The sequence below is a fragment of the Pseudomonas sp. NFX71 genome, from assembly GCF_048079215.1.
In the GTDB taxonomy this organism is placed as follows: Bacteria; Pseudomonadota; Gammaproteobacteria; order Pseudomonadales; family Pseudomonadaceae; genus Aquipseudomonas; species Aquipseudomonas fluorescens_B.
Genome location: NZ_CP182230.1, coordinates 4,285,038 through 4,298,561, shown reverse-complemented (window position 1 = coordinate 4,298,561; position 13,524 = coordinate 4,285,038). Strand labels below are relative to the sequence as shown.

8 protein-coding genes are annotated in these 13,524 nt (G+C 51.9%); 5 read left to right on the top strand and 3 right to left on the bottom strand.

Annotated elements, in window-relative coordinates; all coding sequences use genetic code 11:
* Positions 1–64: 64 nt before the first annotated feature.
* The 3 genes from ACM1ZW_RS20035 (at position 65) to ACM1ZW_RS20025 (ending at position 7,361) form a co-directional block, all read left to right on the top strand.
* Positions 65–1,774 carry an EAL domain-containing protein gene (locus ACM1ZW_RS20035; RefSeq protein WP_416739141.1) on the top strand — a complete coding sequence of 570 codons (1,710 nt, stop codon included), beginning with the start codon at positions 65–67 and terminating at the stop codon, positions 1,772–1,774.
* 68 nt (positions 1,775–1,842) lie between these two features.
* Positions 1,843–6,393, top strand: a complete 4,551-nt coding sequence (locus ACM1ZW_RS20030; RefSeq protein ID WP_416739140.1) for a CHASE domain-containing protein — start codon at positions 1,843–1,845, stop codon at positions 6,391–6,393.
* An 11-nt stretch (positions 6,394–6,404) separates the two neighbouring features.
* Positions 6,405–7,361 (top strand): diguanylate cyclase, encoded by a 957-nt coding sequence (locus tag ACM1ZW_RS20025; protein WP_416739139.1) that lies wholly within the window; start codon positions 6,405–6,407, stop codon positions 7,359–7,361.
* Between the two features lie 16 nt (positions 7,362–7,377).
* Here ACM1ZW_RS20025 and ACM1ZW_RS20020 read toward each other — a convergent pair whose 3' ends face one another.
* The 3 genes from ACM1ZW_RS20020 to ACM1ZW_RS20010 all read right to left on the bottom strand — a co-directional run bounded on the left by ACM1ZW_RS20020 (position 7,378) and on the right by ACM1ZW_RS20010 (position 10,236).
* On the bottom strand, positions 7,378–8,334 hold the full coding sequence (locus ACM1ZW_RS20020) for a DMT family transporter (RefSeq protein WP_416739138.1): 957 nt from the start codon (positions 8,332–8,334) through the stop codon (positions 7,378–7,380).
* Positions 8,331–8,903 carry a TetR/AcrR family transcriptional regulator gene (locus ACM1ZW_RS20015; protein ID WP_416739137.1) on the bottom strand — a complete coding sequence of 191 codons (573 nt, stop codon included), beginning with the start codon at positions 8,901–8,903 and terminating at the stop codon, positions 8,331–8,333. The genes ACM1ZW_RS20020 and ACM1ZW_RS20015 overlap by 4 nt, the downstream gene beginning before the upstream one ends.
* Positions 8,904–9,243: 340 nt before the next feature.
* The gene (locus ACM1ZW_RS20010; RefSeq protein WP_416739136.1) at positions 9,244–10,236 is read right to left on the bottom strand and encodes a TerC family protein; all 993 of its coding nucleotides are present in this window, start codon (positions 10,234–10,236) and stop codon (positions 9,244–9,246) included.
* Positions 10,237–11,187: 951 nt separating this feature from the next.
* On the opposite strand from ACM1ZW_RS20010, the gene ACM1ZW_RS20005 reads away from it, so the two are divergent.
* Positions 11,188–11,751, top strand: coding sequence for a hypothetical protein (locus ACM1ZW_RS20005; protein WP_416739135.1), 564 nt, complete (start codon positions 11,188–11,190; stop codon positions 11,749–11,751).
* A gap of 801 nt (positions 11,752–12,552) precedes the next feature.
* A complete protein-coding gene (locus tag ACM1ZW_RS20000) occupies positions 12,553–13,038 on the top strand; it encodes a DUF6130 family protein (RefSeq protein WP_416739134.1) in 486 nt (161 codons plus the stop codon).
* The last annotated feature ends 486 nt before the right edge of the window (positions 13,039–13,524 follow it).

Genomic DNA, 13,524 nt, shown 5'->3' with positions numbered 1-13,524 from the left:
GTAGAAAGACACTGACTCAGGGTTGCCAGTTGTTACATACAGCGGATTTATGCGGAGCAACGGAATGCACATCAAGACGTATAGCCTCAAACCGGTCCTACTGATCGTCGATGACCAAATAACCGACTTGAAAGCTCTGAGTGCCGCAGTGTGCGACTTAGCCGAGGTTTATATCGCCCGAAGTGGTCAGGAAGCCATCGAGGTTGCTTATAAACGCAAGCCGGATGTTGTTTTGTTAGATATCGAACTACCAGATATGAACGGCTTCGAAGTCTGCCGGTTGCTAAAGTCTGATCCGGATTTATTTCATGCGGCGGTCATTTTTGTCAGTGCTCATACACATACCGACAATGAGCTGATGGCTATGGAGTGTGGCGGCGTGGACTTCATTCACAAGCCGCTGAACGTACCGGTTGCCAGAGCCCACATCAAAGCTCACATCGCCTTGCGCAATGAAGCCAAGAGACTTGCCAACCACGATGCGCTGACCGGGCTCCCCAACAGGACGCTTTTACAGGACCGTATCGAGCAGGCGTTGCAAAAAGCCCATCGCAGACAAGGTCGTGTGGCGATGCTCCTGCTTGATCTGGACAATTTCAAGATCATAAATGATTCGGTGGGACACTCGATAGGCGACGTAGTGTTGCAAGAGGTTGCATCGAGGTTGTCGCGATCCTTGCGCTTGGAGGATACCGTCAGCCGGCAAGGAGGGGACGAGTTCATCCTCCTCCTACCAGGGGTGGTAGGTTTCGATGCCGTGGGCGACTTCGCGGAAAGAATGCTCGCTAAAATTTCATGTCCTTTTTCAATCCTGGGTCACCGATATGACATTACTGGGAGCATTGGTATCAGTGTGTTTCCTGACGACAGTGACGATATGGAATCGCTTTACCAGCATGCCGACGCGGCTATGTACCAGGCGAAGCTTTCAGGTCGTAATCGCTATTGTTTTTTTTCTTCTCATATCCAGAGCAGCATGCGTGCGAGGCGCTTGCTTGAACGCCACATGCGCAATGCTTTGGAAGAAGGTGTTTTCGAGGTTTTTTATCAGGCCAAGGTTGATGTAAGGCATAACCGGATCATTGGAATGGAGGCGCTAATCCGCTGGCGCAATCATGACGGTGCACAGGTATCCCCTGTTGATTTCATTCCACTGGCAGAAGAAACGGGGTTGATTATCCCGATTGGCAAATACATTCTACTCCAAGCATGCAAAGACACGAGGGTACTTCGGGAACAGGGGCATGACATTTACATAAGTGTAAATATCTCTGTCGTTCAATTTCGCGAGGAGTCTTTTCTGTCCATCGTGGAAATCATTCTGATGGAATCTGGACTGCAAGGTAAATACCTGGAACTGGAGATTACCGAAGGGGTGCTGGCGCGGGACATTGATACCACCCGTGAAACCCTATTTCGCCTTAAGACGCTTGGGGTTCGCATTTCGATCGACGACTTTGGCACCGGTTATTCGAGCTTGGCTTATCTCAAGCGATTTCCAATCGATGTCCTGAAAATAGATCAGAGCTTTGTACGAGACATGCTCACCGATAAAAGCGATTGGGCAATCATTCAAGCGATCATCAAGTTAGGCCAGGCGCTAAGCCTCGAATTGGTGGCCGAGGGTGTAGAAACCCGAGAGCAGGCTAGCGCGCTTCTGGAGCAAGGCTGTCAAATCATGCAGGGATATCTGTATGGTCACCCCGTTCCTTTTGGTCAAATATCTTCATTTTTAGCCTCCGGACTCAATGCGGATGATAACCCCACGAACTAAGTCGCAGGCGATCCCGACAGAACTCGAAAATTTACTTTGAAGGCTTAAAGGTCTTAGGCTGGGAGACAATGCGAGTGAATAAAAATAAATTGTTTGCATTGAATTGGGGAGTCGTTATCGCCTTGGCCCTGGGCATGGGAGCAAGCGTTCTGGGCAGTTTAACCCTTGATCGCGTCAATCAGCAGCAGGCTAAAGAAGCGGTCGTAGCGGCTACCGAAGAGGCAGCTGCGCTGGTTTTAGCACGCCTCAACCTGTACCAATATGGTTTGCTCGGCGTTCGCGCTGCTGTAGTGACAGCAGGTGAGCATGGTATCAATCGGGAAGTATTCAAGCGATATCAACAAACGCGTGACCTCGCTTCCGAGTTCCCCGGAGCAAGAGCGCTGGGCTTTATCAGACGTGTACCAGCGCGTGATGAAAGCGAATTTATCAAGGCCGCTCGCACCGATGGAGGGGCTGGCTTTTCCATTCGCCAACTTAACGCTCATTCAGGTGAGCGTTACGTCATCCAGTATGTCGAACCCACTGAAGGTAACCAGGCGGCAATTGGCTTGGACATAGCGTCTGAGACAACTAGACGTGAGGCTGCTCAATCCTCAATACAAAGCGGCATGACGCGGATAACTGGGCCCATCACATTGGTACAAGCCCTTGAAAAGCCGCAGCAGTCTTTCTTGTTATTGATGCCGATTTTTCGAAACGCTATAACACCGGCGAATGCGGCCGAACGAGAGGCTGCTGCGTTTGGCTGGAGTTACGCAGTGTTGCAGACCGAACAGGTACTACAAGGTCTACGCATAGAGAACAGGGCGCTGCATCTGAAATTGCGAGATATAACGGTCCCGGGGCAGGAGAAGCTGTTTTATGAAAGCACCAACGAGTCGTCCGACGGTGCAACACTGATAACTCATCAGGTGGAACGCGAAGTATACGGGAGGCGATGGCAAATCGAACTAGACGCCAACCCACTGTTCATCAAGGGACTGCATCAGGTTTCACCAAAGGTTGTTCTGTTTCTAGGTAGTTTGCTCACGCTTCTTCTTGCGACGCTGGTAAGTGTCGTGAGTGTCAGTCGTAAAAGACGACGGCAGATCATGGCTGAACAGGCACGGCTGGCCGCCATCGTCGAAAGCTCAGCGGAGGCGATTATCGGAAAAACGCTTGATGGCGTCGTCACCAACTGGAACAAAGCGGCCGAGCAGCTTTTTGGTTTTAGCTCCGAGGAGGCCGTGGGTCAAACTCTGTCCAATCTGATAGTTCCGCCAGAGCTTGTCACGGAGGAAGCTCATATCCTTGATCGCATCAAGACAGGCGAGCGTATCAATAGCTTTGACACTCAACGCTATGACAAAGACCGGCGGTTGTTCGATGTCTCCGCCAGCATTTCCCCCATTTATGGCGAGGATGGTCGCGTCGTTGGCGCCTCCAAAGCGCTGAGGGATATCTCGGCGAAAAAAGCAGCAGAGGCCCGGATTCTCGAACTGAACTCCAGCCTGGAGGAGCAGGTGGCGCAGCGGACGTCCGAATTGCGACATCTTAATGTGTTGTTGAGTAGCGTACTGCGTTCGGCGACGGAAGTCTCAATCATTGCAACAGACCTTGAAGGTGTCATTACTTTATTCAATAACGGCGCCGAGTATTTATTGGGTTATGACGCCAATGAGTTACTGGGCAAACACACTCCGGCGCTCTTTCATCTACCCGAAGAAATCGACGCTCGTGGCCTGGAACTTAGCCAGGAGTACTCCCAAACCATCGACGGCTTCCATGTGTTTACTCATGTACCTGAGCATGAAGGTGCAGAAACCCGGGAGTGGACATATTTACGCAAAGATGGCTCGCGGTTCCCTGTCACGCTGGTGGTCACCTCAATGCGTGATGACGATGGAGAACTGAGCGGTTACTTGGGTATCGCGGTAAATATCACCGAACGTAAAGCAGCAGAAAAAGTATTGGCTGCTAGCCTGGAAACGACCCAGAAACAACGCAGCGAACTGATGGCCGTGCATGATCAGTTGCTGATGGCAGCTGAAGTCGCGGAACTGGGCATCTGGTCTTGGACACTGGCGGACAATGCCTTGCAGTGGAATGACCGCATGTTCGAATTTTATGGTCAGCCACTGACTTTGCGCGATGCCGGCCTGAATTATATGCATTGGTATTCTCGTGTTCATCCCGAAGATGTCGTGGCGGCGGCCGCCAAATTGAACGCGGCCGTCGAGGGGGCAGATACATACGAAACGGTTTTCCGCGTTGTAGTCCCGGATGGCCAGATTCGCTTTATCCAAGCAGGCGCGCAGATCGAACGAAGTCCAAACGGTTCTGTATTGCGAGTGACAGGGATCAATCGGGACATCACCTCCCAGCGCGAGCTGGAGTCGCATTTGCTTTATGCGAAAGAACAGGCCGATATGGCCAGTGCAGCCAAGTCTGCCTTCCTTGCCAACATGAGTCACGAAATACGCACACCCATGAACGCTGTGCTGGGCATGTTACAGTTGGTGCAGCACACAGAGCTGGACGTGCGCCAGCTTGATTATGTGATCAAGGCGCAAACCGCTGCGAAATCGTTGCTGGGCTTGCTAAATGACATCCTCGATTACTCAAAGATTGAAGCGGGTAAGTTACAACTCGATGTTCATCCGTTCGAACTTGAGTCGCTTATGCGTGACCTCGCCGTAGTGCTCGCTGGCAACCAAGGCCAGAAACAGGTTGAGGTCATGTTCGACTTGGACTCCAATTTACCCAATGACCTGATCGGCGATAGCCTACGACTGCAACAGGTACTGATCAACCTGGCGGGTAATGCGCTCAAGTTCACTCTGGAAGGCCAAATCGTGGTCAGCATTGAACAGCGGATGCGCACGGAAAATACTGTGAGCATACGCATCGCCGTTTCTGATACCGGCATTGGCATCAGCCCGGAGCAACTTCAGCGTATTTTTGAGGGATTCACTCAAGCAGAAGCTTCAACTTCCCGGCGCTTTGGCGGCACAGGTTTGGGGCTTGTGATCTGCAAGCGATTGGTCAGCTTGATGGGTGGCAAACTTCAAGTGGAGAGCCAGCAGGGAATTGGAAGTCGATTCTGGTTCGATATCACCTTGGATGTGACCCAGAATTCACTGCTGCGATCTGCCTGTCCCGGCGTTGATGCCCCCTTGAGGCTACTGATCGTCGACGACAACGCTGTAGCGGGTGAACTGCTGTTACGAATGGTTCATGCGTTGGGGTGGAAGGCAGACCATGCGAATGGAGGTGCGCAAGCGGTGGAATGGGTCAAGAACGCCCGGGCGCTAGGTAAAGCTTACGATGTCGTACTAATGGACTGGCGGATGTCCGGTTTGAATGGGCTGAGCGCTGCGCAATTGATCCATCAGCAAAGTAACGAAGTGCCGCCACCGATGATTATTATGATCACCGGTTACGGCCGAGAAGTGCTGGCAGACGCCTATTTGGAGGGAGACGCTCCCTTCGCCGGGTTTCTCACCAAGCCTGTTACTCCCAAGCAATTAGCCGACGCTGTTCAGCGAGCCTTCAACAATAAAGGCGTTCTGCACGCTACCCCTGCCCGGCCAAGTGTTGAAACAGCAAAGCGTCTGCTCGGGCTGCGGCTTTTGGTGGTGGAAGACAATATGCTTAATCGGCAGATTGCCGATGAATTACTGACAAGCGAAGGCGCTCAGGTGACGCTGGCTGATGGCGGCTTGGAGGGTGTGAGCAAGGTGATGAATGAACATGTACCCTTCGACGCAATATTGATGGATATACAGATGCCAGATATTGATGGCTTGGAGGCCACCCGTCGCATTCGCTCCAATCCTCGTTTTGCAACACTGCCGATTGTGGCGATGACCGCAAATGCCTCCAGTACCGACCGAGAGGCCTGTATCGCTGCTGGGATGAATGAGCATATTCGTAAACCTGTAGACCTCGATCAACTCGTCGCAGCGCTGCTCAATCAAACAGGAGGCGAGGATAGTCGGGCATCTTCAGGAACAGGACGAGCCGGCTCTGAAGACCTACTCATTGAGCATCGTACATCCATCATCAGCCGCTTTGGCGGTAATCTCGAACTGATCCACAACGTGCTGAAAAATTTTGGACCGGAGTTGGAAAAACAACTTGTCCGGTTGCATGATCAGATCCTGCGGCAAGATGCGTCAGGTGCCGCTCTCGTGCTCCATACTATTAAAGGCAGCAGCGGCACCATGGGAGCAAACGCGCTGTCACTACTGGCCGGCAAATGGGAATACAGACTAAAACACGAAGATGCAGAGTCTGTTGCAAACATCTTTGCTGACCCGGCATGGTTTGACGAACTTGGCAGGCTTCTGGAACAGAGCCTTGCGCAAATGAATGTCGAGTTCGGTCAGAATTCTCCGGCTGAAATCAGTGCAGCCAATGAAACAATGGAGACGACACAATGGAAAGAATCCCTTAAAGAGATTTTGCTCTTGCTGGAGACCGGTAACCTTCAGGCCATAGAGGTGGCAAATGGGTTGGCGTCAAAAACTCCGCCATCCCTGCGCCCACAATTCGACGAAATGGTTGTCATGGTACAGTCGCTAGACTTTGGCGCTGCGATGCCGATTGGGCGTGACCTGTTGAGATCTGCTTGATGGAAAAAACGATGAAAACCTGGCTACCTCATACCCAAAATCGTCCAAAAATCCTGATAGTGGACGACCAACTCAGTAATATTCGGGTGCTGCACGAGCTATTTCGTGAAGACTGTGATGTTTTTATGGCCACCAGCGGTGAACAGGCAATTACGATATGCCAGGCCCAACTTCCCGATTTGATTCTGCTGGATGTGGTCATGGATGATGTGGATGGCCATGAAGTATGTCGCCGACTCAAGGCTGCCCCTGCGACTCAAGGCATTCCCATTATATTCATCACTGCGAAACAGCAAGACATAGATGTAGTTCTTGGGTTGGAGCTTGGAGCGGTGGATTTCATCAGCAAACCCATCAATCCAGTCATAGTTAAGGCACGGGTTCGAACACATCTGACCCTTAAGCTACAGTACGATCTACTACGCTCCTTTGCGCTGGTGGATGGCCTGACGGGAGTGGCCAATAGACGAAAGTTTGATGAGGACATTTCTGCTGATTGGCGCAAGTGCCTCCGAGAGCAAAAACCGCTGTCGCTGATCCTGGCGGATGTCGATTTTTTTAAACGCTACAACGACCGATATGGACATCAGGCCGGAGATGTCTGCCTGAAATCCGTCGCCCAAACATTATCTGAAACCGTTAGACGCCCGTACGACTTGGTCGCTCGGTATGGTGGCGAAGAGTTTGCCTGCGTTCTGCCCAAGACCGATTATTTTGGAGCGGTCGAGATCGCAGAAAGAATGCAAAAAAAAGTTCGAGCGCTGGGTATTGAACATTCAACGTCTGATGTAAATAGTGTGGTAACGATCTCTCTAGGCGTGGCAACAATGACACCAACCGGCGATCTTGAATTCAAAGAATTGATAGACGCTGCTGACCAGCAACTCTACAGGGCAAAAAAGACTGGCAGAGCGCGGGTATGCGCATCTGTCACACCTGAAATGCCCCTATCGGTACCACGGTGTTAGTTCTGGCTAAGGCTAGTTATCCCGCCATACTCTCGTTACGTATTTGCCTGCGATAAAAGGCGTGAATTGCCCATACCACTCCTACCAGTAGCAACCCTGTCCCAAGCGCTTCCATAGGAGAGGGCCAGCGTTGGTTGATCAGCAGGCCCATCGTAGTTGCATAAATGGTTCCGCTGGCGATCAATTGCCCACTGAGCGCCAGAGGTAGACGTCGAGTTGCAATTGACCATGCCCAGGCACCTGCAAGGGTGGCCCCTACCCCCTGAATCACCCCACAGACTATTAGCGCCTGAGTACCTGATAACCCGCTCGGATAGCTAGCGAAGTGGGACAGGTTCAAGTACAGACCAACGGGGATGAAAGCCAGCATTTCCACGCTGCACATGAAGATCAGCATGGCTGACCACAACATGGGAGACATGCTTGGGCGTTGAGCCAAAGCACTTTCATTTAACAATCCAAAACCAGTCCAAAATCCAATTGCGATTAACGATGCGAGCAGCCCAAGCAGTATCGAATCGGTCGGGAGCACCACCGTTGCGCTGCGAAAATCAAACACACTCAGGTTGACCAGACTTATGCCCAAAGCCGCGACCAACAGCGGCCCGGCAATAGCGCGCCAGGGCACGCTGGAGCTTCGCATGTTGCCGGCAATCGCGAGCACGATCGGTACTGACCCCATCATTACCGGAGGAATCACCGGCCCAGCAGCCAAGACCGCAGTGGTGATCAGGAAGAAGTAGCCGATGTAACCTAAGAAACCCAGCAATGCGGCACAGGCCCAGTCGCTCAGCCGCAATTGCCGCACTTCGCTACGGTAAACGAACAGCACAAGCAGGCTACCTAAACCGGCAAAAGCATAGCTCACCACAGCCAGATCAAAAAGGCTGTAGTCGCCGACCAACCCCGGAAAGATGTAGAGCAGTGACCAGGAAAAAGTGGCGGCAATGGCCGCCAATAGGCCCAGCGTCATACGCTCTGCTCCTGTTGGGCCTGCTTGCGGATCCAGCAATGAGCTACGTGGCGGGCAGTGTCAAATACCCTTACATCCTGGCCCAAGGCGCCGCTGACAAAACTGCCCTCTAGCAAGATAAACAACCCCTCAGCAACTGCGTCAGGGTCGCTTATACCGGCGCTCATGGCCAAGGCAGCAAGGTTTTCGCGTATCCCTTGCTTATGCCTGCTCACTGCCAAATGCACAGGGTGGCTAAACTGGGGGAATTCAGCCGCACTGTTGACGAACAGGCACCCGCGCTCGCTATCTTGCAAAAGAAAGCGTTGATACAAATCGAAAAATGCGAGCATGCCACAGACCGGGTCGGGATGCCCTGCCAAGGTGCGCGCCACCTCTTCACGCCAGCGTCGGTCACGCTCCTCAAGGCAAGCCACTATCAGCGCATCCTTGGAGGGGAAATGGCTGTAGAGCGTCATCTTGGTAACACCCGCCATCGCGGCGATGGCCATCACACCCGTAATGTATATACCTTGTGACAGAAACAGCTTCAGCGCTGAGTCAATCAAGCGCTCGCGGGTATTGTCCATATTAAGGCACTCCGGCATCGGGACGGAGCTGACTATACTGACCGGTAAGATTGTAGTGCGTCCAAATACGACCTGAGTCATGGCCATTACGACACAGACCGCTGCATGCCAACTCAGCAGTAAGACTTAGGATTTGACCAATCAGGAAGTTCGCTACGCTAGTTAAGCGTCCCCTGCCCCCGCTTGGTTAGGCCAAGCTCTCCCTGGTAACGGGAAGCCCCGCAAAAAGGGAGAAGAGCCTGGGCGATATCCGCTGCAAGCGTAACTGGTAACGATTATCCAAACCCGGCCCTCGCGCCGGGTTTACAGCTTTCATGTGGCGGCCACCACCTGTTTGTACCTATACCTGCGGGCCAGTAGAGGCCTGGTCGCGGGTTTTCCAAAGCGATAGCAGTACACCGCCCAGCAGCAAAGCCACGGTCACGCTAAGGGAGATGACCGCCGGAATCTTACCGATGATGCCGACCAGGAAAATCTTGCCCCCGATAAACACCAGCACCAGCGCCAGCGCGTACTTAAGGTAGGCGAAGCGGTGAATCATCGCCGCCAGGGCGAAATACAACGCACGCAGGCCAAGGATGGCGAAGATGTTCGAGGTGTAGACGATGAAGGGGTCTTGGGTGATGGCGAAGATCGCCGGCACGCTGTCCACGGCGAACACCAGGTCGGCACACTCGATCAGCACCAAGGCTAAGAACAACGGCGTCGCCCAGACCACGGACTTGCCGCTGGCGTCCGCCTGACGGACAAAGAAGCGCCCTTCATGCAGTTGCTCGGTCACCCGCATGTGTTTGCGCAGGAACTTCACCAGCAGGTTTTCGCTAAGGTTTGGATGGGCATCGACCTTGCTGAACAGCATCTTCACTCCAGTTAACAGCAGGAAGATGCCGAACACATACAGAATCCAGCTGAACTCGGCGATCAGCGCTGCCCCCAGGCCAATCATGATCGCGCGCAGCACGATGACACCGAGAATGCCCCAGAACAGCACCTCGTGCTGATACCTACGCGGGATAGAGAGGAAGCTGAAGATCATCGCCATCAGGAACACGTTGTCCATCGACAACGATTTCTCGATCAGAAAACCGGTGTAGAAATCCATCCCGGCGTCAACACCCTTGACCTGCCAGACCCAGAGGCCGAACAGCAAGCCAGCCGTGATATAGCCAGCAGACAGCAGAAGACTTTCAGTAACGCCGATTTCTCGCTGCTCACGGTGGAGAACCCCGAGGTCGAAGACCAACAGGCCTATCACGATGCTGATAAAGACTAGCCACAACCAAGTGGCGGTGCCGAGGAACTCGGCCAGGAAGAACGGTTCAAGGGCAGTCATGAGCCCCTCCTCTAAGTGTCGAAGTTGTACAAACTGCAACTCCGACATGGCAGCGATTCGCTGTCAGAGGGGACCGGCGTTGTAGGAAAAAATCTAGAGAAACGCGTGAGTTTTCTCAATCACGCAAGAGTTACACGTTATTTCAATGTGGCAGGCCGCTGATGAGGTCGGAATGTCGAGGTAGAAAATCCATAACAACGTTTCACGCTGGCCTACTCTTGTGGCCGTTCGATCCGCCCTTTTGATCCTTTATCCTTCAAAAAAGAAAGCAGGCTGAGGATTTCTATAAGTGCCGTAGCCGCATGATGGCTTCTGTAATCCCTTGGGCATTCATGTCCAATGTGTTCAGTGCAGTTATCGCGTTAGTGGCGACATCCCCCACCCCTTTCTCGGTAAGCCACGCGATCACTTCTTCGATGGCCGCAGCCAAACCGATGCTCCGGCGCCTAACAGCAGTCCGATATTTTCCAATCTAAGAAGAGAGGCGAGATGCGCCTCAAGCTGGATTTCGTCAGCAAGAGCTGTGGCTCCACGTATCGCAGCAAAAGGCATTCTGACCTCCATTGAAATATAGGCCCGCTCCGTGGGCGCCCAAGAACTGCATGAGGCTCGTAGGACGTGGTTTGAGGCTACTGAATTGATATCAAGCTGTCCATCCGAACACGGGCTGTCACCTACGCTGCACACAACGGCCAGATTTGCCAGATTCCTATATCTGCCGCACTGTTTGGATGAACAGTATTTTATGGCAAGACGACCTCAGCACGACGAAAACCCTAGGCGTCCCCTGAACGACATTTTGCCATCATTGGAATTAGAATCGGCGAATTCTGGTTCAGGTCGCGCAAGGCTCTTAATCAGATCGATCAGATCGCTTAGCGCGTCTACCGATCATGAAAAAAGTTTTCAGGCAGCCCTGGTGGCATTAATCATTCATGGAAGTAGGTCGCAATGCACGAGACGCTGAAAATCAAGATCGATTTTGCCAAGGAGCGCCACAGACCCGCTGAAATATTCCAGGCCATGAGCAGTTACATAGAAGCTTACCAGGCACTTGGGCAAGTTATTGCAATGAGCGTTGGCGCGGCAGACGACTTTGAACTTCAATTGGAAAATATCGAGACGGGATCGATAGCGAGTTTGCTGAAGTCCGTTCCAGGCAGGGTAAGAACATGGGTGGAAGATGCTGTCTTTGATGCCGGGGTGCAATTAGCAGGTGAGCTTTCTGAAATCGACTCTACCAGCACTGAAGAAGACGTAGATCTCTTGGCGGCGAAGCTGGAGGCTCACTTAAACAAATTTGATTTTGGGCAAACCGTGGATCCTATGATCGATCGCAAAGCTTTGGCAATCGCTTTGAGTAAGCTTTCGGAAGCCAACAAACGATTGCTTCCCGAAGAGAGTGCTACGGCTATCCTAACGGAAGCTCACTGCGTAACTCCAATAAATACGCATTGGCGCTTCAATGCCAATCCCATCATCTCCACTTTGACTTTTTGCAGCCCTATTAATTAGATTTAATTATTTACTACCTATCTATTCTGCTTTGAAATACATTTGGAAATGTGGAGGATTACAGGATTTAAAGTAGGCTTTGCGAACTTGCTCGCGCAGACCAGCTGACGCTAACACTTCCCGGTTAATTGGTGCGTTAATCTCACAGACTCGCGAATAGAGAAAATAGACGTGAAGTGTATGCCGTTAAACCCATGCGTTGTAATGGAATAATATAGAGTTTCCAGATAAGCGAGCATGAATTCTCAGTGAAACCTTAGCGTATTAAATCAGTGTCCGCGTTTTCACGCGACATGGCGAGAGTATCTTCAGTTACGCAGATAGCTGCTGCTGAGGCTGTTGATTCGGCGCGCGGGTTTTGGGTGACGGCGCCGCTGCGCGGAAGCGGCCAGCGTTTCTCGACTATTGGCTCTCGACCTGCGGCAGGCGACAATCGGCTTTAACTGTCCTTCCCGAACGGCAGCACAGTCGAAAGCGAACTTTAATCAAGGGCAACCTTAGGCCGATTCTGTTGAAAAAGTCGGTTTTCGCAAATTGCCAAAAGAATCATCGGTAAAAGCACCTTTTTAGCACGCTACTACGTGAAATCCGGGTCCGAATATCTCTGAGACGATTCAAGATTTCAATCTCAGACGCGTACCTTCTGGCCATGAAAACAAAGACTGACTTTTTCAACAGAATCGGCTAGGCGCCGTCAGCCGGTATCAATGAAATACGTGGGTGATTCCGCTTAAAAATAAACACTCGGAAACACTACGTTTGATCTAGGCTTGAATGAAGTCACGCGAGAGGAAAAACACCATGCCCTTGGCTCACAGAAATCTATTGGTTATCTCTTTAGGTGCCTTCTTTTGCACAGCCGTATGTGGATTAGCGGTAGCAGACACCGATACCCCAGCGGCAATACTTCCACTGGAATCTGAGGCTGCGCCAAAACTCATTTCATATCCGCCGCTTGCCGAGCCGCTCGCACGCGGTGTTGTCATTATCCAGTATCGAATGGAACACGCTAGAATCATGCCAGTATTTGGCAAAACGGCTGCTGATGTATCGCCACGTCTCGGTCACCTCCACGTGACGGTCGACGACTGGAAAGGTACATGGGCTCACACCAGCGAAGACCCCATTATCCTAGTTGGATTGACGCCTGGCACTCACAAGGTTCTTCTTGAAGTGGCCGACCCGACCCACAAAATCCTCACCAGTACGACAGTGAATTTTATAGTTCCGGAGAAGAAACCAGCAGAGACTCGCCACCTTGACGATAATCACACAGTAAAACCATAACTGTTAAATCTTCATAGCTGATTGCGCTGGTGTGAGTGGACCCTGATTTAGGAAACACATCTGACTGACTACTCACCCAATATCTGCCTTTCGTCACCATCAACTATGGGTAGATTGTGTTGAAAAGTCGGTCCCTCTAGGCCGCCCTCGTACTGACTGCTTAAAATGCCTTTTTGCGCGCAACTACGCGAAATCTGAGCCCGGAACCCTCTGCTCAAAGTAAGGACTTCAATCTCAGGCGCGTACTTTTGTGCCGTGGAAAATATGGCCGCCTTTTTCAACAGAATCGGTCGATTTCTGCCCCTCACGGCGGGCAGAAAACGGCTAAAAGCAGGCATTTATCAGTTCAAATCGGCTTCGAGCGCATGGGCGGAAAGCTATCCACAGGTCACTCTTGGTTGATTCTTAGCATTACTGTTTACATAGTCGGATTTGGTGAACACCCATACAGCTGCTGGAGCGTGCAGCTGGCTTTTACCCCGGTTT